Genomic DNA, 23,383 nt, shown 5'->3' with positions numbered 1-23,383 from the left:
ACCGCCCATGCCGCAAGCCCGCAACGCCCCTGCCATGCACCGCATCGTCATCGTCGGCGGCGGCGCCGGTGGGCTGGAACTGGCCACGCGCCTGGGCGACACGATGGGTCGGCGCGGGCAGGCGCACATCACGCTGATCGAGAAGAACCGCACCCACGTCTGGAAGCCCAAGCTGCACGAGATCGCGGCCGGCAGCATGGACATGGCCGACCACGAGGTGGGCTACCTCGCGCAGAGCCACTGGCATCACTTCACTTACCGCGTGGGCCAGATGACGGGGCTCGACCGTGAGCAGCGCCTGGTGAAGGTGGCGCCTTATCTCGACGACGAAGGCGTGGAAGTGGCCCCGGCGCGCGACGTGCCCTACGACACGCTGGTGATCGCGGTGGGCAGCCAGAGCAACGACTTCGGCACACCCGGCGTGCGCGAGCACGCGATGCGGCTGGAGTCGGCGGCCGATGCGCTGCGATTCCACCAGCGCATGGTCAACGCCTGCATCCGCGCGCACTCGCAGAGCGAGCCGCTGCGGCCCGAGCAGCTGCACGTGGCCATCATCGGCGCGGGCGCCACGGGCGTGGAGCTGGCCGCCGAACTGCACCGCACCACGCGCGAGGTGGTGGCCTACGGGCTGGACCGGGTGGATGCCGACAAGGACATCCAGCTCGCCGTGGTGGAGGCCGCGCCGCGTGTGCTGCCGGCGCTGCCCGAACGCCTGAGCACGGCCACCGAAAAGCTGCTGAAGAACCTGGGCGTGGCCGTGCACACCAGCGGCAAGGTGGCGGCGGTGTCGGCCGGCGCCGTGCACCTGGCCGACGGGCGCGTGCTGCCGGCCGAGCTGATTGTCTGGGCTGCAGGCGTGAAGGCGCCCGACTTCCTCAAGGACATCGGCGGCCTGGAGACCAACCGCGTCAACCAGATCGTCGTGCGCGACACGCTGCAGAGCACGCGCGACGAGGCCATCTTCGCCATCGGCGACTGCGCCGCCTGCGAGTGGAAGGACGTGCAGGAGGGCCGCGGCGCGCGCGACCACGGCACCGGCGTGAAGATCGTGCCGCCGCGCGCGCAGGCGGCGCACCAGCAGGCCAAGCACCTGCTCAAGCAGCTGCGGCGCCGCGTGAAGGGCCAGCCGCTGCAGCCCTGGTACTACCGCGATTTCGGCTCGCTCGTGAGCCTGGGCGAGTTCAGCACCGTGGGCAGCATGATGGGCGGCCTGGTCAGCGGCATGAAGGGCGGCAGCCTGATGGTGGAGGGCTACTTCGCCAAGTTGATGTACCAAAGCCTGTACAAGATGCACGAGCTGGCCCTGCACGGCTGGGTGAAGGTGGTGCTGGACACGCTGGCCCGGTCCATCGTGCGGCGCACCGAGCCGCACGTGAAGCTGCACTGAAGCCGCTTCAGCCCCGGGCGGGCCAGGCGGCGGTGTTCACCTCGGCCAGCGCGCGGAAAGCCGGGCGCGCAAACAGGTAGCCCTGCATCAGGCGCACGCCTTCTTCGGCCAGGAAGTCGCGTTCGGCCGGGGTCTCGATGCCCTCGGCGATGACCTGGATGTCGAGGTCGCGGCACACCTGCATCAGCCCGCGCACGATGGTCTGACGCGGCCGGCGGGTGTCGATGTCGCGCACCAGATCCATGTCGATCTTGATGAAGTCGGGCTGGAAGTCGGCCAGCAGCTTCAGCCCCGCGTAGCCGGCGCCGAAGTCGTCGATGGCCGTCTTGAAGCCGCAGCGCTTGTACTCGCGCAGGATCTGCGCGAACCAGGGGCCGTCCTGCACACGCTCGCCTTCGGTCACCTCGAAGAGGATGTGGTCGAGCGGGAATCCTGCGGCGCGGGCCGCTTCCAGCGTGGTGCGGATGCACACCTCAGGCTTGTAGACCGCGTTGGGCAGGAAATTGATCGACAGCAGGGCCTGCATCCCCAGCGCCTGCGCGCCCTTGATGGCCTTCACGCGGCAGGCCTGGTCGAAGCGGTAGCGGTTGATCTCGGTCACCTGCGCCAGCACATGGGCTGCCGGCTCGCCTGCCGGGCCACGCACCAAAGCCTCGTGCGCGAAGACGCGCCGCGTGGCCACGTCGACGATGGGCTGGTAGGCGTAGTCGAACAGGAAACCCAGGCGCTCGGGCGCATCGCAGCCACCGCAATGCCGCGCCTCGGCTTCCAGGGGCAGGAAAGCCGAGGCGGCAGGGGCCATGGTGCGCGACATCTGCGCAGCATAGAAGCGCCGTCTCCCGCCCGAACGGCGCAGAAGCGGGGGCTGTCGGGGCCTTCTCTGGCGGCGCGCCGCAGCCCCTACGCTGACCGGGAGCCTTGTCCTTACTGCTCGACGAAAGCCCGCTCGATGACGAAGTCGCCGGGCTTGGTCGTGTTGCCTTCCTTGAACTGGCGCTCTTCCAGCAGGCGCTTCAGGTCGCGCAGCATGGCGGGGCTGCCGCAGATCATCACGCGGTCGACCGCGGGGTCCAGCGGTGGCACGCCGAGGTCGGTGAAGAGCTTGCCGTTCTCGATGAGGTCGGTCATGCGGCCCTGGTTGCGGAAGGGCTCGCGCGTGACGGTGGGGTAGTACTTCAGCTTGCCGGCCACCACCTCGCCCAGCAGTTCGTCCTTGGCCAGGTCTTCGCTGAGCAGCTGGTGGTAGGCCAGCTCGGCCACCTCGCGCACGCCGTGCACCACCACCACCTCTTCGAACTTCTCGTAGGTCTCGGGGTCGCGCACCACGCTCAGGAAAGGCGCCAGCCCGGTGCCCGTGCCCAGCAGGTACAGGCGCTTGCCCGGCAGCAGGTAGTCGATCAGCAGCGTACCGGTGGGCTTCTTGCCGACGATGATGGTGTCGCCCACCTGGATGTGCTGCAGCCGGCTGGTGAGCGGGCCATCCGGCACCTTGATGCTCAGGAACTCGAGGTGCTCTTCGTAGTTCGCGCTGACGATGCTGTAGGCGCGCAGCAGCGGCTTGCCGTCCACGCGCAGGCCGATCATCGTGAAGTGGCCGTTGGAGAAGCGCAGCGCCGGGTCGCGCGTGGTGGTGAAGCTGAACAGGCGGTCGGTCCAGTGGTGGACGCTCAGGACACGTTCTTCGAGAAAGGCGCTCATGGGGGCGGGCCGGGCTGCGCGGCTTCAAGGAAAACCCTGAATTTTAGCGGGCCGCCCCTGCGCGGGCGCTGACAGGGTCACACCGCGCCGTCAGGCCTTGCGGCGCGGCCACAGCAGGTAGGCCAGCGGGCCCAGCGAGCCCCCCACCAGCGTCAGCAGCGCCCAGGGCCACCAGGGCTTGCCGCGGGCGCGGCAGTCGCGGGCGATGTAGCCCACCAGCAGGGTGCAGGCGATGATCAGGTCGAAGGTGATCTGCATCGAGCCCAGGTTGGCGAAACCGCCCTGCCAGATGCCGAAGTAACCCAGCTGCCACAGCACCCAGGTGGAAAAGGCGGCGAAGGCGAGCGCGACGGGCCAGAGCAGGGCTTTGTGGGCGGGCATGGTGGGGTCTCCAGAAGGGGTTGCGTTGAAGAGGCGGCCAGTCTCGGCGGGGCCGCGTCATGGCCGCAACGACCTCGGAGGTCATCGCGCCGGGGCAGGGCCCGGCCTATCCTCGCGACATGCACCCCCTTGCCGAACTGCGCCGCCAGCGGCGCATCAGCCAGCTGGAACTGGGCTTGAAGGCCGGCGTTTCGCAGCGCCACCTGAGCTGCATCGAAACCGGCCGCGCGCGCCCCACGCGCCCCACGCTGCTGGCCTTGCTGGATGCCTTGGAAGCGCCGCTGCCCGAACGCAACGGCGTGCTGCTGGCCGCCGGCCTGGCGCCCGCCTACACCGAGTTGGCGCTGGATGCGCCCGCCCTGCAGCCCGCGCGGCAGGCGCTGGAGCAGCTGCTGCACGCCCCCGGCAGCCCGCCGGCGCTGGTGATCGACGCCGAATGGAACCTGGTGATGGCCAACGCCGCCGTGCTGCGCCTGCTGGCGCTGCTGGGCCAGCCCGCGCCCACCGGGCCCGTCAACCTGCTCGACTGGCTGCTGGCGCCCGGCGGGCTGCGCGGCTGCATGCTCAACGAGGCCGAGGTCTGCGCCGACGTGCTGCACCGCGCGCGGCGCGAGGCGCCGCAGGTGCCGGCGCTCGCCGCGCGCCTGCAGCGCCTGGCGGCCGACTTGCCGGCCTGGCCGGCACCCGCCGTGGCCACGCCACTGCTGCTGACGCGGCTGCGTTCGCAGGTGGGCGAGCTGCGGCTGTTCTCGATGTTCAGCAGCTTTGGCGCACCCATGGACGTGACGCTGGCTTCGCTGCGCATCGAGCACCTGTTCGCTGCCGATGCCGAGACTGCGCGCGCCCTGGCCGTGCCGCCGGTGGCCTGAAGCGGGCACCGGCCTTCATGTCCCGCCGCCTGCACCGCAGCCTGTAGGACACCGCCGGCACGCGGCCGCGCCGGCGTCTGCTGGCGGGTGCGCGCTGGCCCGCGCATGCTGCGGGCACACGCATGAACCGACCGCAGGCGCCGCCCGCCCACCCCTCAGGCCCCGGAGCCCCGTCAGGCCTCAGCCCGCGCGCGCTGGGCTCGCTGCTGCGCGCCGCCGCCGTGGCCTGGGTGCAGGACCGCGCGCCCACCATGGGCGCGGCGCTGGCCTACTACACGCTGTTCTCGCTGGCACCGCTGCTCTTGATCGCCATCTCGGTGGCGGGCGCCGTGTTCGGGCTGGACGCTGCGCGCGGCGAGATCCTGCAGCAGATGCAAACGCTGCTGGGCCGCGAGGGCGCCGAGGCCATCGCCACCATGCTCGACCAGGTGCGGCGCAGCGGCCAATCCGCATTGGGCACGGTGCTGGGCGTGGTCCTTCTCGTCATCGGTGCCACCACGGTGTTCGCCGAACTGCAGGATTCGCTGGACCACATCTGGCGCGTCGACACCCCGCGGCGCGGCGGCACCCTGTGGCAGCTGCTGCGCGCGCGCCTGCTGTCCTTCGGCCTGGTGCTGGGCGTCGGCTTCCTGCTGATGGTGTCGCTGGCGGCCAGCGCGGCCCTCGCGGCCTGGGGCCGATGGTGGGCGCCGGCCTTCGGCGGCAGCCTGGGGCTGCTGGACGCGGCCAACCACGTGCTGGGTTTCGGGCTCACCACGCTGCTGTTCGCGGCCATCTACAAGGGCATGCCGCGTGCGCGCATCGGCTGGGCCGATGTGGTGCTGGGCAGCCTGATCACCTCCGTGCTCTTCACCCTGGGCAAGGCCTTGATCGGCTGGCTGCTCACCCGCACCGGCATGGCGGCGGGTTTCGGCGCGGCCAGCGCGGTGGTGGGTTTGCTCGTGTGGGTGTATGCCTCGGCGCAGGTGTTTCTTTATGGAGCCGAGGTGACGTGGCTGTTCGCGCAGCGTCACGGCTCGCGGCGTGGGGCGGCGGCGGGCTGAACCCGGCGGCAGCCCCGGCGCCTGCCGTGGCATGCTCGGCGGCTGCATGCAGAACACCGCCCCCGACACCTTCCTCCACACCCTGCCCAACGGCGTGCGCTGCCTCGTGCTGCACCAGCCCTGGCGGCAGGCCGTCAACCTCAGCGTCTTCGTGCGCGCCGGCAGCCAGCACGAGGCGCGGCGCTTCACCGGCATCAGCCACGTCGTGGAGCACATGGCCTTCAAGGGCACGGCCACGCGCAGCTGCCAGCAGATCAACCTGGCCGCCGAAGCCCTGGGCGCCGAGGTCAACGCCCACACCGACAAGGACCACACGGCCTTCCACATCGACGGCATGGCCGCCGATCTGCCGGCCTTCGTGGCGCTGCTGGCCGAGATCGTGCAGCACAGCACCTTCCCCGAAGAAGAGCTGGAGCGCGAGCGCCAGGTGATCCTGCACGAGTACACCGAGTTCGACGAAGACCCGGTGAGCATGGCCTTCCGCCTCTTCGACCGCGCCTGCTACGGCTTGCACCCGGCGGGCCAGCCCGTGATCGGCAGCCGCGCGAACCTGGAACGTTTCACGCGCGCCGACCTGCAGGCCCACGTGGCGCGCCTGTACACCGGGCCCAACGTGGTGGTGGCCGTGGCCGGCCCAGTGGACGCGCCGGCTTTTGCGCGGCAGGTGGAAGCCGCTTTCGGCGCCATGCCCGGCGGCACGCCCAACACGGTGGAAGCACCCGCCTGGCAAGGCGGCGTGAAACTGCGCCGCATGGCCGGCAGCGCGCAGTGCCAGCTGGTGCTGGGCCACGGCATGCCGCCGCTGGCGGATGCCAAACACACGGCCTGGGTGCTGGCCGCGGCGCTGCTGGGCGAGGGCATGAGCTCGCCGCTGCTGGACGAGATCCGCGAGCGGCGCGGCCTGGCCTACCACGTGGGCTGTTCGGCCGACGTGGGCGCGCTGGCGGCGCAGTTCGTCATCGACGCCGCCACCGCGCCCGAGCAGGCCGACGAGCTGCTGCAGGCCGTGGCCGTGCTGCTGCAGCGCCATGCCGAGAAGACCGACAGCGTGGCCCTGGCCCGCGCGCGCAAGCAGCTGGCCGTGCGCGCGCTGCGCACGCTGGAGCAGCCCGTGCGCCGGCTGGAAGCGGCGGTGCAGGACGTGTACACCTTCGGCCGCGTGCGCAGCACCGAAGAACAGTTGCAGGCCCTGCACGACGTGACGCCGGCGCAGGTGCGCCGCGTTTTCGCCACCATGGCCATGCGCCCGGCGGCCATCGGCCTGGCCGGCAGCGTGACGGCGCGGGCGCGCGAGCAGGCCGAAGCCTTGTTCGTGGCCGAAGGCCGAGCGGCCAGCACAATCGGCGCGTGATTCCTACAAGGCAAGGCGGTGCGGCATGGCAGGCAAAGTGAACAGGCGCGCTTGGATGGCGGGGGCCGGGGCCGCCGTGGGGGCGGCGGCCTTGCCGGCTGAAGCGGGCACCTCGGCCAAGGCCACCGCGAGCGTGAAGCCGGCCTTGAAGGACAGCAAGCTCGACACGATGGACGTCACCGCGCTGCAGGCCGAGATGGCCGGCGGCCGGCTCACATCGCAGGCCTTGGTGCGCCACTGCCTGCAGCGCATCCAGGCCATCGACCAGCGCGGCCCGCGCCTGAACGCCGTCATCCAGCTCAACCCCGAAGCGCTGGCGCAAGCCCAGGCGCTGGACGCCGAACGGCGCGGCACGCGCAGCACCCCGGGCCGCGTGCGCGGGCCGCTCCACGGCATCCCGGTGCTTCTGAAGGACAACATCGCCACCGCCGATGCCATGGCCACCACGGCCGGCTCGCTGGTGCTGGCGGGTTTGCGTGCTCAGGCCGACGCGCCCATCGTCGCGCGGCTGCGCGAGGCCGGCGCCGTGATCCTGGGCAAGACCAACCTCAGCGAGTGGGCCAACATGCGCAGCACGCGCAGCAGCGGCGGCTGGAGCAGCCGCGGCGGCCAGACGCGCAACCCGCACGTGCTCAACCGCAGCCCCAGCGGCAGCAGTTCGGGCTCGGGCGCCGCGGCCGCCGCCGGCCTGGCGCCGCTGACCATCGGCACCGAGACCGACGGCTCCATCTGCAGCCCGGCCAACGTCAACGGCGTGGTGGGCTTCAAGCCGACGGTGGGCCTGGTCAGCCGCAGCGGCATCATCCCCATCTCGGCCAGCCAGGACACCGCCGGCCCCATGGTGCGCCACGTGCGCGACGCCGCGCTGTTGCTGCAGGCCCTGGCCGGGCCCGATGCGCGTGACGCGGCCACCGCCGCGCAGCCGGCCACGCCGCCCGACTTCATCGCGGCGCTGAAGCCCGGCGCGCTGCAAGGCGCGCGCATCGGCGTCGTGCGCCACGCCGTGCCCACGCAGCCGCAGGTGGCCGCGCTTTTCGAAGAAGCGCTCACCGTGCTGCGCGCGCAGGGCGCAGTGCTGGTGGACCCGGTGGAGATCCCCAACCGCGACAAGATTCGCAGCCCCGAGTTCGCCGTGCTGCTGCACGAGCTGAAGCCGGGCCTGGCCGACTACCTGAAGGCCTACCAGCCCGATGCGCCGGTGAAGACGCTCGCGGACATCATCGCTTGGAACAAGGCCAACGCGCCGCGCGCGATGCCGCACTTCGCGCAAGAGCTCTTCGACCTGTCCGAAGCCACCGCCGGGCTGGAGGCCACCGTCTACACCGAGGCGCTGGCCACGTGCCGGCGCTTTTCGCGCGCCGAAGGCCTGGACGCGCTTTTCGCCCAGCACCAGCTCGACGCCGTGGTGGGTCCCACCGGCGCCGTGGCCTGGCCCATCGACCAGCTGCTGGGTGATCGGTCCGGCGGCGGCGGCTTCGGCAGCGTCTTCGCCGTGGCGGGCTACCCGCACCTCACCGTGCCCATGGGCGTGGTGGCCGGCCTGCCCACGGGCCTGAGCTTCGGCGGCCTGGCCTGGCAAGACGCGCGCGTGCTGGCACTCGGCCACGCCTACGAGCAGGCCAGCCGCCGCCGCGTGGCGCCGGGCTACCTGCGCGAAACCGGTATCGCGGGATGAAAGCCCCGCCGCGCCTGCAGGCGCTGGTGGACGAAGGGCTGATCGACGCGGTGCTGCGCCAGCTGATGAGCGGCAAGGAGGCCGAGGTCTACGTGGTGCGCCGCGGTGAAGAGGTGATCTGCGCCAAGGTCTACAAGGAAGCCACGCACCGCAGCTTCCGCCAGGCGGTGGACTACACCGAGAACCGCAAGGTCAAGAACAGCCGCCAGGCCCGCGCCATGGCCAAGGGCACGAAGTACGGGCGTGAATCGCAAGAAGCCGCCTGGCAGAGCGCCGAGGTCGACGCGCTCTACCGCTTGGCCGCCGCCGGCGTGCGTGTTCCCCGCCCGCACAACTTCTTCGAAGGTGTGCTGCTGATGGACCTCGTCACCACGGCCGAGGGCGACGCCGCGCCGCGCCTGAACGACGTGCCCTTCACGCCGGAAGACGCCACCCGCCACCACGCCACGCTGCTGCGCGAGGTGCTGCGCATGCTGTGCGCGGGCGTGGTGCACGGCGACCTGTCGGAGTTCAACATCCTGCTGGCCGAAGACGGCCCGGTCATCATCGATCTGCCCCAGGCCGTGGACGCCGCCGGCAACAACCACGCCCGGCGCATGCTGCTGCGCGACGTGGACAACCTGCGCGATTTCTTCGGCCGCTACAACCCGGCGCTGCTGCCCACGCAGTACGGCCCGGAGATCTGGGCGCTGTACGAGAAGGGCCTGCTGCGGCCCGACACGGTGCTGAGCGGCCTTTTCGAGGCCCCGAAGACGCCGGTGGACCTGGCCGGCGTGGTGCGCGAGATCGACGACGCCCGCGCCGAAGACGCTGCGCGCCGGCTGCGGATGGGCCAGCCACCCGGCTGAGGCCCCAGCCCGGCTCTTGAAATCGGCCAGCCCACCCCCAAAGTGCGCTGGCCGGGCGGGAACACGCCGCCCTCCCACATTCCAAACCGTCATTGCCTGCACCCATGGACAAGCAAACCCTGTCATTCCAGGCCGAGGTCAAGCAGATCCTGCACCTCGTCACCCACAGCCTGTACAGCAACAAGGAAATCTTCCTGCGCGAGCTGGTCAGCAACGCCAGCGACGCCTGCGACAAGCTGCGTTTCGAGGCGTTGGACAACGCGGCCCTGTTCGAAGACCAGCCGAACCTGGAAATCCGCGTCTGGTTCGATGCGGAAAAGAAGACCATCACCATCCGCGACAACGGCATCGGCATGACGGCCGAAGAGGCCGTGGCCCACCTGGGCACCATCGCCAAGAGCGGCACGCGGGAGTTCATGGCCAAGCTGGAAGGCGACCAGAAGAAGGACGCCAACCTCATCGGCCAGTTCGGCGTGGGCTTCTACAGCGGCTTCATCGTCGCCGAGCGCATGACCGTGGAAACCCGCCGCGCCGGCGCCGAGGCCAGCCAGGGCGTGCGCTGGAGCAGCGAAGGCACGGGTGACTTCGAGGTGGAAACCATCGAACGCGCGCAGCGCGGCACCGACGTCATCCTGCACCTGCGCGAGGGCGAGGAAGAGTTCCTCTCGGCCTGGAAGCTGAAGTCCATCATCAGCAAGTACAGCGACCACATCAGCCTGCCGGTGCTGATGCCCAAGCAAAAGTGGGATGAAGAGAAGAAGGAACAGGTCACCACCGACGAGTGGGAGCCCGTGAACAAGGCCGCCGCGCTGTGGACCCGCCCCAAGAGCGAGGTGACCGACGCGCAGTACCAGGAGTTCTACAAGCAGATCAGCTACGACCAGGAAGCGCCGCTGGCCTACACGCACAACCGCGTGGAGGGCCGCACCGAGTACACGCAGCTGCTCTACGTGCCGGCCAAGGCGCCCTTCGACCTGTGGAACCGCGACAAGCGCGGCGGCGTGAAGCTGTACGTGAAGCGCGTCTTCATCATGGACGACGCCGAGGCGCTGATGCCGGTGTACCTGCGCTTCGTCAAGGGTGTGATCGACAGCGCCGACCTGCCGCTGAACGTGAGCCGCGAGCTGCTGCAGGAAAGCCGCGACGTGAAGGCCATCCGCGAGGGCAGCACGAAGAAGGTGCTCGGCATGCTGGAAGACGTGGCCGAGAACCAGAAGGACAAGTACGCCGAGTTCTGGAAGCAGTTCGGCGCCGTGCTGAAGGAAGGCATCGGCGAAGACTTCCAGAACCAGGAGCGCCTGGCCAAGCTGCTGCGTTTTGCCAGCACCACGGCGGACGAAGGCGTGAGCCTGCCCGACTACGTGGCGCGCATGAAGGAAGGCCAGGAATCCATCTACTACATCACCGCCGACAGCCTGGCCGCCGCGAAGAACAGCCCGCAGCTGGAGATCTTCCGCAAGAAGGGCATCGAGGTGCTGCTGCTGACCGACCGTGTCGACGAGTGGATGCTCAGCCACCTGTACGAGTTCGACGGCAAGCCGCTGCAGAGCGTGGCCAAGGGCGGCGTCGACCTCGGCAAGCTGCAGGACGAAGAAGAGAAGAAGGCCGCCGAGGCCACCGCCGAGGCGCTGAAGCCGCTGATCGATCGCCTCAAGGGCAGCCTGCAAGACCGTGCGAAAGACGTGCGCGTCACCACGCGCCTGGTCGATTCACCGGCCTGCATCGTGGTGGACGAAGGCGACATGAGCGGCCACCTGGCGCGCATGCTCAAGCAGGCCGGCCAGAACGCGCCCGCGAGCAAGCCCATCCTGGAGATCAACGCCGAGCACGCGCTGATCAAGCGCCTGGATTCGGCCGAGGGCAGCGAGCGCTTCGACGACCTGGCGCACATCGTCTTCGACCAGGCCGTGCTGGCCGAGGGCGGCCACCTGGAAGACCCGGCGGCCTATGTGCGGCGCGTGAACTCGCTGCTGACGGCGTGATGTCGCCGTGATGTGAACTTCAGGCGAAACCGTCGCCGTCGAAGCTCACGTCTTCGTCAACGCCCCCGCGGTGCCAGCGCGCCTCGGGGGCGTTGTCCATGAGGGCAGCCGTCTCGGCCATGGCCTCGATCTGCTCGCGCAGCTGCGTGGTCTGCTGGTTCCAGTAGGCCGCGGTGCCGAAAAACGGAAAGTTCAGCGGGAAGGTGGGGTCGCTCCAGCGCTCGGCCAGCCAGGCGCTGTGCCGCAGCATGCGCAGCGTGCGCAGCGGCTCGATGAGGCGGCGTTCGCGCTCGTCGAAGTCGCAGAACTGTTCGTAGCCTTCGAGCAGCGTGTTGAGCTGCTGCGCCATCGTGGCGTGGTCGCCCGAGACCAGCATCCACAGGTCTTGCACCGCCGGGCCTTGCATGGCGTCGTCGAGGTCGACGATGTGCGGCGAGCCGTCGCGCCACAGCACGTTGCCCAGGTGGCAATCGCCGTGCAGGCGCAGCGTCTGCAAGGGCGCTTTGGGCGTGAAGGTGTCGAAGGCCGCGTTCACGGCGGCCAGCGCCTGCTCGCAGGCTTGTTGCCAGGGCGCACGCTCGGTGTCGGGCACGAAGCCACCGGCCAACAGCAGGCGCAGCGCGCGTTCGCCGTCGGCGCGCGGGTGCAGGTGGTGGCGGTGTTCGAACACCCGCTGCCGGCCCACCGCGTGCAGCCGCCCGATGAAACGGCCCAGCTGGCGCAGCGCCGCCGGGTCTTCAAGCTCGGGCTCGCGGCCGGCGCAGCGGGCCGACACGCCCCAACGGTGGCCGAAGCCGCAAGCCAACGTGGGCGGCGTGCCCAGCAACTGCACCTCGGGCGTGGCCGAGGGCAGGGCCAGCGGCGGCACCACCGGCACTTCGGCCGCGGCGAGCTCCAGCGCGAAGGCGTGTTCTTCCAGGATCTGCGCGTCGCTCCAGCGGCCCGGCCGGTAGAACTTTGCCACCACGGCGCTGTGGCCCTGGTGGGGCTCTTCCAGGAAGACCTGGAAGACGCGGTTCTCGTAGCTGTTGAGCTGCAGCACGCGGCCGTCGCCGCGCAGGCCCACGGCGTCCAGCGCGTCCAGCACGCGCTGGGGGTCGAGGTGGCTGTAATCCACGCGCGCGCTCAGGGGCGCCGTGCCGGTGGCGCCGGGCCGTCGACGACCATCCCGCCGCCCTCGGGCGCCTGCCCCGGCGGGGGCTCGGGCGCGGGCTGCAGCGTGCTGTGGTGCGAGTCGGCAAAGGTCGAATCGGCGAAGCGCGAGTCGGCAAAAGCCGAATCGGGCCACTGGCCCTGCTGGCGCTGCTGGCGGCGCGAGGCCACGGTGTTGGACAGGCGCTCGCGCGATTGGTCCACGGGCGACAGGGGCATGGGCGCCGACACCGGCATCGCCGAGTTCAGCACCGGCAGCGGCAGCAGGCCCTGCAGCGTGGCCACCGTCGGCAGTTCACCGGGCGTGCAGCGCAGGTAGCGCACCCGGCAGGTCTCCAGCACGGCGGCCTTGATCTGCCGGCTGCGCCGCGAGGTGCTGCGTTCGGTCTCGATGTCCACGGCCGCCAGCACGCGCCCGCTGGGGCTGCAGATGGCGAAGGCCACATGGCTGCCGGCCAGCAACTCGTACCAGTAGCGCACCCGCTTCGGGTCGAGCGGCTGGCAGAAGCGCACCAGCGGCAGCTTGGCCAGGATCACGTGCTGCGGCAAAGCTTCGCGCAGCTGGCGGTACAGCCGGCGCTCGTCGGACGTGAACACCGGCCTCGGCGACAGGCCCCACTCGCGCGGCAGCGGCCCGCGCCCGGGCTTGCGCCGCGCCTGCATCAGCAGCAGCAGCGCCACCAGCAGCAGCGCGGCGGCCACGAGGGCGGGAATCCAGGCAAGCAGGGGCGGCATGGCAGGGAAAGCGGCAGGCGCTGGCGCAGCGCCCGGCGGGCGTTGCGGATGCCGGGGCACCGGGTGAGCCGGGATTATTGCCGCCGCCCCCTGGCGGCGCGTCAGCCCGATGGGGGTGAGCCGCGCGCGCCACGGCTCAGCGGGCGCGGTCTGCAGCAGGCTGCCCTTGCCGGCCACAATGCAGCTATACTCACGGGCTTTTCCCAATTTCGGCCGGGAAAAGAACCATCTGCCGCAAGATCGCCCCGCGAGGCCGCCCCCCACAGAGCGGTACCAAAGGAGGATCGGCAGGCGGTCAGGGCGCAGGCCCTGCAGGCCGATGCAACGCGCGGTGCCCTCAAGCCCGCGACCCCAGAGAGACTCTCATGAAGACCTTCAGCGCCAAGCCGGCCGAAGTGACGCACGAGTGGTTTGTGATTGACGCCACCGACAAGGTGCTCGGTCGTGTTGCCAGCGAAGCAGCACGCCGTTTGCGCGGCAAGCACAAGGCCATTTACACGCCTCACGTCGACACCGGTGATTTCATCATCGTCGTCAATGCCGACAAGCTCCGCGTGACCGGGGCCAAGGCCACCGACAAGATCTACTACCGCCACAGCGGCTACCCCGGCGGCATCACCGCCACGCCCTTCAAGGACATGCAGGCCAAGCACCCCGGCCGCGCCCTGGAGAAGGCCGTCAAGGGCATGCTGCCCAAGGGCCCGCTGGGCTACGCGATGGTCAAGAAGCTGAAGGTCTATGCCGGTGACACCCACCCGCACACCGCTCAGCAGCCCAAGCCGCTCGAGATCTGAGGACGAAGCGATGATCGGAACCTGGAATTACGGCACCGGCCGCCGCAAGTCGAGCGTGGCACGCGTCTTCATCAAGAAGGGCAGCGGCCAGATCGTCATCAACGGCAAGCCCATTGACGCCTACTTCGGCCGTCAGACCTCCATCATGATCGTGCGCCAGCCGCTGCTGCTCACGGGCAACAACGAGGCCTTCGACATCAAGATCAACGTGCACGGCGGCGGTGAATCCGGCCAGGCCGGCGCGGTGCGCCACGGCATCACCCGTGCGCTGATCGACTACGACACCGCGCTGAAGCCCGACCTCAGCCGTGCCGGCTTCGTGACGCGTGACGCGCGCGAAGTGGAACGCAAGAAGGTCGGTCTGCACGGCGCTCGCCGCCGCAAGCAGTTCAGCAAGCGCTGACCCCCCCCGGCCCGGCCACCCTGCTGCCAACGCGGGGAGCCGGCCAACGAACCGCGGATCGTCGACAATCGACGTCCGCGGTTTTGTTTTTTGGGGCGCAGCCCCCAACTACCGTCTCTCGATTTCCGCTGCCACTGGAGCCTGCCATGAACGCTGTTGCCGAACTGCCCGTCACCACCGACGAAATGCCGCCCCCGCTGGTCTTCACCGACAGCGCCGCCGCCAAGGTGGCCGACCTCGTGGCCGAAGAAGGCAACCCCGAACTGAAGCTGCGCGTCTTCGTGCAAGGCGGCGGCTGCTCGGGCTTCCAGTACGGCTTCACCTTCGACGAGGTGATCAACGAAGACGACACGCAGATGACGAAGAACGGCGTCACGCTGCTGATCGACGCCATGAGCCTGCAGTACCTGGGCGGCGCCGAGATCGACTACAAGGAAGACCTGCAGGGCGCGCAGTTCGTCATCAAGAACCCGAACGCCACCACCACCTGCGGTTGCGGCTCGTCATTCTCGGTCTGATCTTTAACGTGCGCCGCCTGCGAGGCGGCGCCATCTCGCGCAAGGCTCAGGCGGCCGGGTACAGCGCGCCCAGCACGCGCGGGCCCTGGGCGCCGGTCACAGCCGGCATGTTGCCGGGCCTTCGCGCCAGGCAAGCCTGGGCCAGCCAGGCGAAGGCCAGCGCTTCCACCTGATCGGGCGCCACGCCCAGGGCAGCCGTGCTGGCCACGGCCACATCCGGCAAGGCCGCCTGCAACAGACCCATCAGGTGCGTGTTGGAAGCACCGCCTCCGCACACGTGCAGGGCCCGGGCTTCGGGCGCATGCGTGTGGATCGCCTGGGCAACGCTGCGGGCCGTCAAGGCAGCCAAGGTCGCCATCACGTCGACAGGCACCACTGCGGCTGCGCCCTCGAGCCAGGTGGCCAGCCAGCGCGCATCGAACAGATCGCGCCCCGTGCTCTTGGGTGGGGGCAGCGCGAAGTAGGGCTCGGCCAGGGCGCGCGCCAGCAATCCGTCGTCGACTTGCCCGCTCGCGGCCCACTGCCCGCTGGCGTCGTGGCTGGTGCCTCGGTGCTGTTGGCACCAGGTGTCCATCAACACATTGGCCGGGCCGGTGTCGAAGCCCTCGACGCGGCCATCGGCGTGCAACAGCGTGACGTTGGCAATGCCGCCGAGGTTGAGCACCGCGTGCGTCTGCCCGGGCTGCGCGAAGCGGGCTGCATGGAAAGCCGGTACCAGCGGCGCCCCTTGCCCGCCGGCGGCCACATCGCGGCTGCGGAAATCGCACACCACGTCAATGCCGGTCAGTTCGGCCAGCCGTGCGCCGTTGAGGATCTGCACGGTGTAGCCGATGCCATCGTGCAGGCCGGGTTGGTGGCGCACGGTCTGCCCGTGGGCACCCAAGGCCGTGATCGCGGTGGGCGCCAGGTCTTGCGCCTGCAGCACCGCCTGCACGGCCTCGGCGTACACCGCCGCCAGCGCGTTGGCCGCGAGCGCGGCACGGTGCAGTTCGTCAGCGCCGCTGCGGTTGAGCGCCAGCAATTCGGCGCGCAGGGCCGGTGGGAAGGGAAAGTGCCGGTGGGCCCGGGATTGCAGCGGGCCAGCGCCCGGCGCGGCTTCGGCGAGCACGGCATCCACGCCGTCCAGCGAGGTGCCTGACATCAGACCGATGAACCAGGCCATGGACGGAATCGCAACACAGCCAGGCGCTCGAGCCCGGCGCGTGCTCACTCCATGCGCACGCGTGCCCCGCCCAGGGTCTCGGCAGCCTGCAGCTTCACCTGCACTGCGGCCACGCGTTCCTGGAACTGCGGGCGCAGACCGGATTCGATGGGACGCGACTCCGAAGCCTTGGCCACGCGCAGCGGGTCCTGGTGCTGGCCGTTGACGCGGAATTCGAAGTGAAGGTGCGGGCCGGTGGCCCAGCCCGTGGCGCCGACGGCACCGATGCGCTGGCCCTGCTCGACGCGCTGGCCTTTCCTCACGTCGATGCGACTGAGGTGCGCATAGAGCGTGGTGCGGTTGTTCGGGTGGCGCACTTCGATCACGTTGCCGTAGCCGTTCTGGCGGCCGGCGTAGTCGACCACGCCATCGCCCACCACGCGCACGGGCGTGCCGGTGGGCGCGCCGTAATCCACGCCCAGGTGAGCACGGCGGGTCTGAAAGATGGGATGGATGCGCATCGCGAACCCGGAGGTCACGCGCGAGAATTCCAGCGGGCTGGCCAGGAAGGCGCGGCGCTTGCTGCTGCCGTCGAGCCCGTAGTAGGCGCCCTTGCCATCGGCGCCGGCAAACCACACGGCGTGGTGCTCGCGGCCGGCATTGACGAACTCGGCGGCCAGGACACGGCCCGCACCTTCGTTCCAGGCCACGGGCTCGCCATCGGCGAGCAGGGCTTCGTAGACGACGCTGAAGGTGTCGCCCTTGCGCAGTTCGCGGTGGAAGTCGATGTCGGTGGAGAAGATGTCGGCCAGCTGCACGGCCACGGCGTCAGGCAGGCCCGATTCGTCGGTGGCGGCGAAGAGCGAACTGCGGATGCTGCCGCTGGAGAGGCGAGCTTGCGTCGTGAAGGGCGCCGTCTCAAGACGCGCGAGCCAGCGGCCGTCGATGCGCGAGACCGTCAGGCGCGTGAAATGCGTGCGCGCCAGTTCGCTGTTCTCGGCCGGAAAGCGTGCCACCAGCTCACGCAGGCTGCCGAAGCTATCGGTGTCGGCGCGCACCATCTTGCCGCCCCGCCCAGTGATGAGGCGTCGCGCCGTGGCATCGGTACGGATGAAGCTGGCGGCCTCAGGGTCGCGCACGCCCAGGCGCGCGAAAAGGGCCTCTGCAGTGTCGGTGCCGCGCGTGATGTCGCTGCGGGTCAGCGTGAGCTCCTGCAGCGCCAATTCGGCGAGCTGGCTCTCGACGCCCTGCGGGACCAGGGCCTCGGTGACAACCCGCTTCGGCAGCGAGGCTGCATCAGGCGCCAGGGGTGCCACGGCCACCGCCGTGATGCCGAAGCCGGCCATCAGCACCACCGCACCCGCCACGAGCGTGCGGCGATGCTGGCGGCTGAAGGCCTGGAGGCTTTGCAGGGCGCGTTGGGCAGCGGGCTTCAAGGGCGGGACATCACGGCTGAGCGCAGGAGACCCTGTGGCTGCATCAGGGGGCCGGCGGTGTTGACGGGGTGGCCTGCGGTGGCGGGCAAACGCCGGCGCCAGACAGGCCGTCCACTAGAATGAAAGGCTGTTCAGCCGAAGGCTGGGCCGTGACATCCGTCCTGGATAGGTCGGCAGAGTATAACGAAGGCACCCCCGTTCGGGCGAGTGCGTAGCCCCCCTCCGAGTAAGCGTTCATGACAGAGCCCAGCGCCAAACCGGCGACCGCCAGCACCGTGCCCTCCGCCGACACCGCGCCTTTGAGCGATGCGGTGCAGCAAGCCCTGGCCGTGTCTCTGCGGGGCTGCGACGAACTGCTTCCGCAGCCTGATTGGGTGAAGAAGCTGCAGCGTGCCGAAGCCACGGGCCAGCCGCTGCGCATCAAGCTCGGGCTGGACCCGACGGCGCCCGACATCCACATCGGCCACACCGTGGTGCTGAACAAGATGCGCCAGCTGCAGGACCTGGGGCACACGGTCATCTTCCTGATCGGCGACTTCACCTCGATGATCGGTGACCCTTCGGGCCGCAACGCCACGCGCCCGCCGCTGACGCGCGAGCAGATCGAGGCCAACGCCCAGACTTACTACAAGCAGGCCAGCCTGGTGCTGGACCCGAGCAAGACCGAGATTCGTTACAACAGCGAGTGGAGCGACCCGCTGGGCACGCGCGGGCTCATCCAGCTCTCGGCCAAGTACACGCTGGCGCGCATGCTCGAGCGCGACGACTTCACCAAGCGCTTCAAGGCCAACACGCCCATCAGCCTGCACGAGCTGCTCTACCCGCTGATGCAGGGCTACGACTCGGTGGCCTTGAAGAGCGACCTCGAACTCGGCGGCACCGACCAGAAGTTCAACCTGCTGGTGGGCCGCGCGCTGCAGCAGGAGTTCGGGCAGGAGCCGCAGTGCATCCTGACGATGCCACTGCTGGAAGGGCTGGACGGCGTCGAGAAGATGTCGAAGAGCAAGCACAACTACATCGGCATCACCGAAGAGCCCAACACCATGTTCGCCAAGGTGCTGAGCATCAGCGACGTGCAGATGTGGAAGTGGTTCACGCTGCTGAGCTTCCGGCCCGAAGGCGAGATCGCGGCGCTGAAGGCCGAGGTGGAGGGCGGCCGCAACCCGAAGGACGCCAAGGTGATGCTGGCGCGCGAGATCACCTCGCGTTTCCACGGCGCGGCGGCGGCCGAGGCCGCGGTGGAAGATTTCCACCGCCGCGCAGCGGGCGGTGTGCCTGACGAAATTCCTGAAGTGGCGCTCGTCGGCGCCCCGCTGGCCGTGGGCGCGCTGCTCAAGCAGGCGGGCCTGGCGCCTTCCACCAGCGAGGCGCTGCGTCTCGTGGAGCAAGGCGGTGTGCGCATCGACGGCGGCGTGGTCAGCGACAAAGGTTTGAAGCTGGCTGCTGGGGTCTACGTGGTGCAGGTCGGCAAGCGCAAGTTCGCGCGTGTGACGCTCACGGCCTGAGCGCGCATGCAGGTACAGCGCTACCTGCAACTGTCCATCGCGGTGGCGCTGGCCACCATCGCGCTGAAGACCGGCGCCTGGTGGGTGAGCGACAGCGTGAGCCTGTTGTCGGACGCGCTGGAGTCGCTGGTGAACCTGGCTGGTGCGGTGTTCGCGCTGGCGATGGTGACCATCGCGGCCCGTCCGCCCGACGACGACCACCCCTACGGCCACCACAAGGCCGAGTACTTCAGCAGCGGCTTCGAGGGCGTGCTGATCTTCGCGGCGGCGTTGGGCATCGTGTGGGCCTCGGTCGACCGCCTGTTGAACCCGCAGCCGCTGGAGGCTGTGGGCCTGGGCCTGCTGCTTTCGGTGCTGAGTTCGGCGCTGAACGGCGCGCTGGCCTTCAGCATGCTGCGCAAGGCGCGGCAGGTGCATTCGATGGCGCTGGAGGCCGATGCACGGCACCTCTTCACCGATGTCTGGACCTCGGTCGGCGTGGTGGCTGGGCTGCTGGCGGTGATGGCCACCGGCTGGGGCTGGCTCGACCCGGTGATCGCCATCGCCGTGGCGCTGAACATCCTGCGCGTGGGCGCGGCCCTGGTGTGGCAATCGGTGCGCGGCCTGATGGACGAGGCGCTGGAGCCCGAACACCAGGCCGCGGTGGCGCGCGTGCTGGCGGCAGCGGCCCACGACGCCGTGCGCTTCGACCACGTGAGCTCGCGCCGCGCCGGGCCGCGGCGCTTCATCGACCTGCACATGCACATGCCGGCCGATTGGACCTTGGGCCAGGCGGCCGCTGAGCGCGCCCTGGTCGAGCGGGCCCTGATGGAGGCCGTGCCCGGGTTGAGGGCCAGCATCCAGCTCCTGCCGCTGGGTGTGGAAGCCCACTTGGGCGACCCGCTGGACAGCGAGGAGACCCGCACGTGATCGCGCTCGTGCAGCGCGTGCGCGAGGCCCGCGTGGCAGTGGCGGGTGCCACCGTGGGCGAGATCGGCCCTGGCCTGCTGGTGCTGGTGTGCGCTGAACCTGCCGACACGTCGGCTCAGGCCGCGAAGCTGCTGGACAAGCTCTTGAAGCTGCGCATCTTCAGCGACGAGGCCGGCAAGATGAACCGCAGCGTGCAGGACGTGGGCGGCGGCTTGCTCATCGTCAGCCAGTTCACGCTGGCGGCCGATGTCAGTGGCGGCAACCGGCCGAGTTTCACGGGTGCAGCACCGCCTGCACTGGGCCGTGGGCTCTACGAAGAACTGCTGCGCCTGGCGCGCGCGCGCCACCCGCAGGTGGCTGCCGGCGAGTTCGGCGCTGACATGCAGGTGCACTTGGTGAACGACGGCCCGGTGACGATCCCGATCACGGTGCGCTGAGCCGAAAAGAAAAAGGCCGCCCCTGGGCGGCCTCTTGTTGCGCGCAGGCTGCCGTGTTTCAGTCAGCGTACTGGCCGGCCGCCTTGATGGCCGGGCCCCACTTGTTGATCTCGGCTTCCACGAACTTCTTGTGGTCGGCGGGGTTGATGCGGTTGTCGTTGACAACCACGGCGCCCAGGGCTTCCTGGCGCTTGATGAACTCGGGGTCCTTCAGCGCGGCGCGCAGCGCGGTGTTCACCTGGTCGACGATGGCCTTGGGCGTGCCCTTGGGCGCGTACAGGCCGTGCCAGATGGAGACGTTGAAGCCCTTCAGGCCTTGCGAATCCAGCGTGGGCAGCTTGCTCAGGGCGGGCGTGCTCAGCGGCTTGAGCGTGGTGACGGCGTAGGCCTTGACCTTGCCGGCTTCGATCTGGCCGGTGGTGTTGGTGGTCTGGTCGCACATGATGTCGACCTGACCGCCCAGAATGTCGGTCATGGCCGGCGCGGTGCCCTTGTAGGGCACGGTGGTCATGTCGATCTTCAGGTTCTGCTGGAAGAGCAGGCCGCACAGGTGCGAAGCAGCGCCCAGGCCGGCGTTGGCCAGGTTGATCTTGCCCTTGTTGGCTTCCAGCCACTTCACGAGCTCGGCGTAGTTGTTGGCCGGCAGCGTGGGGCGGCCGATCAGCGTCATCGGCACGTCGTTGACCATGCCCACGTACTCGAAGTCTTCCAGCACCTTGAACGACAGGTTGCGGTACAGGGCCGGCGCGGTGGCCATGCCGATGTGGTGCAGCAGGAAGGTGTAGCCATCGGGAGCGGCCTTGGCCACCTTGGCCGCGCCCAGCGTGCCGCCGGCCCCGCCCACGTTCTCGATGATGATGGTCTGGTTCTTCAGGTTCTTGCGCAGCACCTCGGCGAGGTCGCGGGCCACCTTGTCGGTGGGACCGCCCGCCGCGAACGGCACGACCATGGTGATGGGCTTGTCGGGGTAGGCGAAGCTGCTGGTGGCCACGAAGGCCGCTGCCAGGGCGGTGAGGGTCTTGATCTGGGTCTTCATGGTCTTGTCTCCAGGGGACGGACGGTGGTCAACGGGCGCGATGTTAGGACCGCCGGGTGGCGGGGTCACGTCGGGAACTACTTATCGCTTGGCCGGTGTGAGGTCATCACGCCTTTGGCCCTCTTGCTCGCCGGGGCGCAGCGCTGGCTGCACACTCGGCACCCCTTCCACCTTCAGGCGCTCCATGATTCGACGCTCTGCACTGCACGGCCTGCTGGGCGCGGGCCTCCTGGCCATGGCCGCCCCTGCTGCCATGGCCACCGAAGAACCCGCCTTCGAACTCGTGCGCCAGCTCGGCGCGGTGGAGATCCGCCAGTACGCGCCCTACGTCGTGGCCGAGGTGGAAGTGACCGGCACGTCAGAGACCGCCGGCAACACGGCCTTCCCCATCCTGGCCGGCTACATCTTCGGCAAGAACAAGGGCGAGCGGAAGATGGCGATGACGGCCCCCGTCACGCAGACGGCCGCGCCCATGAAGATGGCCATGACGGCACCGGTGACGCAGACGGCCAGCGGCGAAGACCGCTTCGTGGTGCAGTTCGTGCTGCCGGCCAGCGTGAGCCTGGCCACCGCGCCCGAGCCGCTGGATGCGCGTGTGAAGCTGCGCGAGGTGCCGGCCACGAAGGTTGCTGTCATCCGCTACCGCGGCACCTGGTCGCAGGCCAATTACGACGAGCACCTGGGGCAGCTGCAGAAGGCCCTCACCGAGGCGCAGATGGCTTGGGCCGGCGAGCCGGTGTTCTCGCGCTACGACCCGCCGCTGATGCCGTGGTTCTTGCGCCGCAACGAGATCTGGCTGACCCTGTCCTGAAGCCGGCCGGCGCTGCTCAGGCGTAGCTGCGCTTGTCCTCGATCACCTTGCCGTCGTTGGGCAAGCTGCCCGGGGGCAGCAATTGCACGTCGCAGCGCAGCTTGGTGAGGTCACGCACGCTCGCGGCCACGGCGGCCTGCAGGCCTGCAGCGGCGCTGGCGGTCTCGGCGTGCAGGGTGAGGCGGTCGTTGGCCATCTCGCCCTCCACCACCAGGCGCGCGCGGCCCAGTTCGGGGTGGCGCTTGAGAACGTCGGCCACCTGGCTGGGGTGCACGAACATGCCGCGCACCTTGGCCGTCTGGTCGGCGCGGCCCATCCAGCCCTGGATGCGCGTGTGGGTGCGGCCGGTGGGGCAGGGGCCGGGCAACACGGCGCTCAGGTCGCCGGTGCCGAAGCGCAGCATCGGGTAGTCGGCGTTGAAGGTGGTGACCACCACCTCGCCCACCTCGCCATCGGGCAGCACGTCGCCGGTGCCCGGGCGCACGATCTCCACGATCACGCCCTCATCCACCACCAGGCCTTCGCGGGCGCTGGTTTCGTAGGCGATGACGCCGACATCGGCAGTGGCGTAGGCCTGGTAACCGGCGATGCCACGCTCCAGCAGCCAGTCGCGCAGGCTGGGCGGGAAGGCCTCGCCGCTGACCAGCGCCTTCTGCAGGCTGGGCAGTTGCACGCCGGTCTCGGCCGCCTTCTCCAGCAGGATGCGCAGGAAGCTCGGCGTGCCGGTGTAGGCGCTGGGGCGCAGGTGCTGCATGGCCTGCAGCTGCAGCTCGGTGTTGCCCACGCCGCCGGGGAAGACGGTGCAGCCCAAGGCGTGCGCGCCGCTTTCCATGATCCATGCGCCGGGCGTGAGGTGGTAGCTGAAGCTGTTGTGCACCAGGTCGCCGGCCGTGAAGCCTGCGGCGCGCATCGCCCGGGCCACGCGCCAGTAGTCGGCGGCGAAGCCTTCGGGTTCGTAGATCGGGCCGGGCGATTGGTAGACGCGCCGTGCCGGCCGCAGCGCACGCTGTGTGGCCCAGCCCAGCGCCGAGTAGCCGCCGAAGGCATCGCTGCCGCGCTGCGCGTTCTGCGCATCGAGCAGCTCGTGCTTGCGCGTGACGGGCAGCGTCGCCAGTGCCGAGAGGCTGGTGATGCCGGCTGCGTCCACGCCTTGCAGCCGCGCGGCCATCGCCGGCACGGCCATCGCGGCTTGCACCTGCACGGGCAGGGCCTGCGCCAGCGCAGCCTCGCGTTCAGCCGGGCTGCGGGTCTCCAGGGGGTCGGGCTGCATGC

Annotated in this window: 23 protein-coding genes; 14 read left to right on the top strand and 9 right to left on the bottom strand. The window is 69.8% G+C overall.

Annotated features, from left to right (window positions below):
* Positions 1 to 7: 7 nt before the first annotated feature.
* Positions 8 to 1,387 carry an NAD(P)/FAD-dependent oxidoreductase gene (locus EOE66_RS07345; protein ID WP_164885020.1) on the top strand — a complete coding sequence of 460 codons (1,380 nt, stop codon included), beginning with the start codon at positions 8 to 10 and terminating at the stop codon, positions 1,385 to 1,387.
* A 7-nt stretch (positions 1,388 to 1,394) separates the two neighbouring features.
* Here EOE66_RS07345 and EOE66_RS07340 read toward each other — a convergent pair whose 3' ends face one another.
* From EOE66_RS07340 to EOE66_RS07330, 3 genes are all read right to left on the bottom strand, one after another.
* Positions 1,395 to 2,189 (bottom strand): EAL domain-containing protein, encoded by a 795-nt coding sequence (locus tag EOE66_RS07340; RefSeq protein WP_205702652.1) that lies wholly within the window; start codon positions 2,187 to 2,189, stop codon positions 1,395 to 1,397.
* Between the two features lie 122 nt (positions 2,190 to 2,311).
* Complete coding sequence (locus tag EOE66_RS07335) at positions 2,312 to 3,085, bottom strand: ferredoxin--NADP reductase (RefSeq protein ID WP_128228000.1); 774 nt, start codon at positions 3,083 to 3,085, stop codon at positions 2,312 to 2,314.
* A 90-nt stretch (positions 3,086 to 3,175) separates the two neighbouring features.
* Positions 3,176 to 3,466 carry a DUF2834 domain-containing protein gene (locus EOE66_RS07330; RefSeq protein WP_128227999.1) on the bottom strand — a complete coding sequence of 97 codons (291 nt, stop codon included), beginning with the start codon at positions 3,464 to 3,466 and terminating at the stop codon, positions 3,176 to 3,178.
* A gap of 119 nt (positions 3,467 to 3,585) precedes the next feature.
* On the opposite strand from EOE66_RS07330, the gene EOE66_RS07325 reads away from it, so the two are divergent.
* From EOE66_RS07325 to htpG, 6 genes are all read left to right on the top strand, one after another.
* Positions 3,586 to 4,335, top strand: a complete 750-nt coding sequence (locus tag EOE66_RS07325) for a helix-turn-helix transcriptional regulator (RefSeq protein ID WP_128227998.1) — start codon at positions 3,586 to 3,588, stop codon at positions 4,333 to 4,335.
* Positions 4,336 to 4,457: 122 nt separating this feature from the next.
* Positions 4,458 to 5,378, top strand: coding sequence for a YihY/virulence factor BrkB family protein (locus tag EOE66_RS07320; protein WP_128227997.1), 921 nt, complete (start codon positions 4,458 to 4,460; stop codon positions 5,376 to 5,378).
* A 46-nt stretch (positions 5,379 to 5,424) separates the two neighbouring features.
* On the top strand, positions 5,425 to 6,729 hold the full coding sequence (locus tag EOE66_RS07315) for a M16 family metallopeptidase (protein ID WP_128227996.1): 1,305 nt from the start codon (positions 5,425 to 5,427) through the stop codon (positions 6,727 to 6,729).
* Positions 6,730 to 6,766: 37 nt separating this feature from the next.
* Positions 6,767 to 8,404: an amidase gene (locus tag EOE66_RS07310; protein ID WP_164885042.1), complete on the top strand. Its 1,638-nt coding sequence runs from the start codon at positions 6,767 to 6,769 to the stop codon at positions 8,402 to 8,404.
* Positions 8,401 to 9,252, top strand: a complete 852-nt coding sequence (locus EOE66_RS07305) for a PA4780 family RIO1-like protein kinase (RefSeq protein ID WP_128227994.1) — start codon at positions 8,401 to 8,403, stop codon at positions 9,250 to 9,252. Before EOE66_RS07310 ends, EOE66_RS07305 begins: the two co-directional genes overlap by 4 nt.
* 104 nt (positions 9,253 to 9,356) lie before the next feature.
* On the top strand, positions 9,357 to 11,234 hold the full coding sequence (gene htpG / locus EOE66_RS07300) for a molecular chaperone HtpG (RefSeq protein WP_128227993.1): 1,878 nt from the start codon (positions 9,357 to 9,359) through the stop codon (positions 11,232 to 11,234).
* A 19-nt stretch (positions 11,235 to 11,253) separates the two neighbouring features.
* Here the strand turns inward: htpG and EOE66_RS07295 are convergent, their stop codons facing one another.
* Positions 11,254 to 12,351, bottom strand: a complete 1,098-nt coding sequence (locus EOE66_RS07295) for a serine/threonine protein kinase (protein WP_245478944.1) — start codon at positions 12,349 to 12,351, stop codon at positions 11,254 to 11,256.
* 8 nt (positions 12,352 to 12,359) lie between these two features.
* The gene (locus EOE66_RS07290; protein ID WP_128227992.1) at positions 12,360 to 13,121 is read right to left on the bottom strand and encodes a DUF2726 domain-containing protein; all 762 of its coding nucleotides are present in this window, start codon (positions 13,119 to 13,121) and stop codon (positions 12,360 to 12,362) included.
* A gap of 365 nt (positions 13,122 to 13,486) precedes the next feature.
* On the opposite strand from EOE66_RS07290, the gene rplM reads away from it, so the two are divergent.
* The 3 genes from rplM to erpA all read left to right on the top strand — a co-directional run bounded on the left by rplM (position 13,487) and on the right by erpA (position 14,836).
* Complete coding sequence (gene rplM, locus EOE66_RS07285) at positions 13,487 to 13,915, top strand: 50S ribosomal protein L13 (RefSeq protein ID WP_054140569.1); 429 nt, start codon at positions 13,487 to 13,489, stop codon at positions 13,913 to 13,915.
* A 10-nt stretch (positions 13,916 to 13,925) separates the two neighbouring features.
* A complete protein-coding gene (rpsI, locus tag EOE66_RS07280) occupies positions 13,926 to 14,318 on the top strand; it encodes a 30S ribosomal protein S9 (RefSeq protein WP_054140570.1) in 393 nt (130 codons plus the stop codon).
* 146 nt (positions 14,319 to 14,464) lie between these two features.
* Positions 14,465 to 14,836 (top strand): iron-sulfur cluster insertion protein ErpA, encoded by a 372-nt coding sequence (erpA, locus tag EOE66_RS07275; protein WP_128227991.1) that lies wholly within the window; start codon positions 14,465 to 14,467, stop codon positions 14,834 to 14,836.
* 46 nt (positions 14,837 to 14,882) lie between these two features.
* Here erpA and EOE66_RS07270 read toward each other — a convergent pair whose 3' ends face one another.
* Positions 14,883 to 15,998 carry an anhydro-N-acetylmuramic acid kinase gene (locus EOE66_RS07270; protein WP_205702650.1) on the bottom strand — a complete coding sequence of 372 codons (1,116 nt, stop codon included), beginning with the start codon at positions 15,996 to 15,998 and terminating at the stop codon, positions 14,883 to 14,885.
* A 44-nt stretch (positions 15,999 to 16,042) separates the two neighbouring features.
* The gene (locus EOE66_RS07265; protein ID WP_245478943.1) at positions 16,043 to 17,413 is read right to left on the bottom strand and encodes a M23 family metallopeptidase; all 1,371 of its coding nucleotides are present in this window, start codon (positions 17,411 to 17,413) and stop codon (positions 16,043 to 16,045) included.
* Positions 17,414 to 17,649: 236 nt separating this feature from the next.
* Here EOE66_RS07265 and tyrS point away from each other — a divergent pair, with 236 nt between their 5' ends.
* Genes tyrS through dtd form a run of 3 tightly spaced genes read left to right on the top strand, consistent with a single transcriptional unit; the run spans position 17,650 to position 20,264 of the window.
* Positions 17,650 to 18,918 carry a tyrosine--tRNA ligase gene (gene tyrS / locus EOE66_RS07260; protein ID WP_128227990.1) on the top strand — a complete coding sequence of 423 codons (1,269 nt, stop codon included), beginning with the start codon at positions 17,650 to 17,652 and terminating at the stop codon, positions 18,916 to 18,918.
* A gap of 6 nt (positions 18,919 to 18,924) precedes the next feature.
* Positions 18,925 to 19,827, top strand: a complete 903-nt coding sequence (locus tag EOE66_RS07255; protein ID WP_128227989.1) for a cation diffusion facilitator family transporter — start codon at positions 18,925 to 18,927, stop codon at positions 19,825 to 19,827.
* On the top strand, positions 19,824 to 20,264 hold the full coding sequence (gene dtd, locus EOE66_RS07250; protein ID WP_128227988.1) for a D-aminoacyl-tRNA deacylase: 441 nt from the start codon (positions 19,824 to 19,826) through the stop codon (positions 20,262 to 20,264). The genes EOE66_RS07255 and dtd overlap by 4 nt, the downstream gene beginning before the upstream one ends.
* Before the next feature lie 58 nt (positions 20,265 to 20,322).
* On the opposite strand, the gene EOE66_RS07245 is transcribed toward dtd, so the two are convergent.
* Positions 20,323 to 21,300: a tripartite tricarboxylate transporter substrate-binding protein gene (locus EOE66_RS07245; RefSeq protein ID WP_128227987.1), complete on the bottom strand. Its 978-nt coding sequence runs from the start codon at positions 21,298 to 21,300 to the stop codon at positions 20,323 to 20,325.
* A gap of 184 nt (positions 21,301 to 21,484) precedes the next feature.
* Here EOE66_RS07245 and EOE66_RS07240 point away from each other — a divergent pair, with 184 nt between their 5' ends.
* On the top strand, positions 21,485 to 22,111 hold the full coding sequence (locus EOE66_RS07240; RefSeq protein ID WP_205702649.1) for an SOUL family heme-binding protein: 627 nt from the start codon (positions 21,485 to 21,487) through the stop codon (positions 22,109 to 22,111).
* A gap of 16 nt (positions 22,112 to 22,127) precedes the next feature.
* Here EOE66_RS07240 and EOE66_RS07235 read toward each other — a convergent pair whose 3' ends face one another.
* Positions 22,128 to 23,381, bottom strand: coding sequence for a phenylacetate--CoA ligase family protein (locus EOE66_RS07235; protein ID WP_128227986.1), 1,254 nt, complete (start codon positions 23,379 to 23,381; stop codon positions 22,128 to 22,130).
* Between the last annotated feature and the right edge of the window lie 2 nt (positions 23,382 to 23,383).

This window comes from Rubrivivax rivuli (genome assembly GCF_004016505.1).
GTDB classification, from domain to species: domain Bacteria; phylum Pseudomonadota; class Gammaproteobacteria; order Burkholderiales; family Burkholderiaceae_C; genus Rubrivivax; species Rubrivivax rivuli.
This window is presented reverse-complemented; position numbering and strand designations above follow the sequence as displayed.

Bases quoted from the DNA above. Each gene is read 5' to 3' on its own strand.
- EOE66_RS07345 (WP_164885020.1), top strand. From the start codon at position 8: ATGCCGCAAGCCCGCAACGCCCCTGCCATGCACCGCATCGTCATCGTC.
- EOE66_RS07340 (WP_205702652.1), bottom strand. From the start codon at position 2,189: ATGGCCCCTGCCGCCTCGGCTTTCCTGCCCCTGGAAGCCGAGGCGCGG.
- EOE66_RS07335 (WP_128228000.1), bottom strand. From the start codon at position 3,085: ATGAGCGCCTTTCTCGAAGAACGTGTCCTGAGCGTCCACCACTGGACC.
- EOE66_RS07330 (WP_128227999.1), bottom strand. From the start codon at position 3,466: ATGCCCGCCCACAAAGCCCTGCTCTGGCCCGTCGCGCTCGCCTTCGCC.
- EOE66_RS07325 (WP_128227998.1), top strand. From the start codon at position 3,586: ATGCACCCCCTTGCCGAACTGCGCCGCCAGCGGCGCATCAGCCAGCTG.
- EOE66_RS07320 (WP_128227997.1), top strand. From the start codon at position 4,458: ATGAACCGACCGCAGGCGCCGCCCGCCCACCCCTCAGGCCCCGGAGCC.
- EOE66_RS07315 (WP_128227996.1), top strand. From the start codon at position 5,425: ATGCAGAACACCGCCCCCGACACCTTCCTCCACACCCTGCCCAACGGC.
- EOE66_RS07305 (WP_128227994.1), top strand. From the start codon at position 8,401: ATGAAAGCCCCGCCGCGCCTGCAGGCGCTGGTGGACGAAGGGCTGATC.
- htpG (WP_128227993.1), top strand. From the start codon at position 9,357: ATGGACAAGCAAACCCTGTCATTCCAGGCCGAGGTCAAGCAGATCCTG.
- EOE66_RS07290 (WP_128227992.1), bottom strand. From the start codon at position 13,121: ATGCCGCCCCTGCTTGCCTGGATTCCCGCCCTCGTGGCCGCCGCGCTG.
- rplM (WP_054140569.1), top strand. From the start codon at position 13,487: ATGAAGACCTTCAGCGCCAAGCCGGCCGAAGTGACGCACGAGTGGTTT.
- rpsI (WP_054140570.1), top strand. From the start codon at position 13,926: ATGATCGGAACCTGGAATTACGGCACCGGCCGCCGCAAGTCGAGCGTG.
- erpA (WP_128227991.1), top strand. From the start codon at position 14,465: ATGAACGCTGTTGCCGAACTGCCCGTCACCACCGACGAAATGCCGCCC.
- EOE66_RS07270 (WP_205702650.1), bottom strand. From the start codon at position 15,998: ATGGCCTGGTTCATCGGTCTGATGTCAGGCACCTCGCTGGACGGCGTG.
- tyrS (WP_128227990.1), top strand. From the start codon at position 17,650: ATGACAGAGCCCAGCGCCAAACCGGCGACCGCCAGCACCGTGCCCTCC.
- EOE66_RS07255 (WP_128227989.1), top strand. From the start codon at position 18,925: ATGCAGGTACAGCGCTACCTGCAACTGTCCATCGCGGTGGCGCTGGCC.
- EOE66_RS07245 (WP_128227987.1), bottom strand. From the start codon at position 21,300: ATGAAGACCCAGATCAAGACCCTCACCGCCCTGGCAGCGGCCTTCGTG.
- EOE66_RS07240 (WP_205702649.1), top strand. From the start codon at position 21,485: ATGATTCGACGCTCTGCACTGCACGGCCTGCTGGGCGCGGGCCTCCTG.
- EOE66_RS07235 (WP_128227986.1), bottom strand. From the start codon at position 23,381: ATGCAGCCCGACCCCCTGGAGACCCGCAGCCCGGCTGAACGCGAGGCT.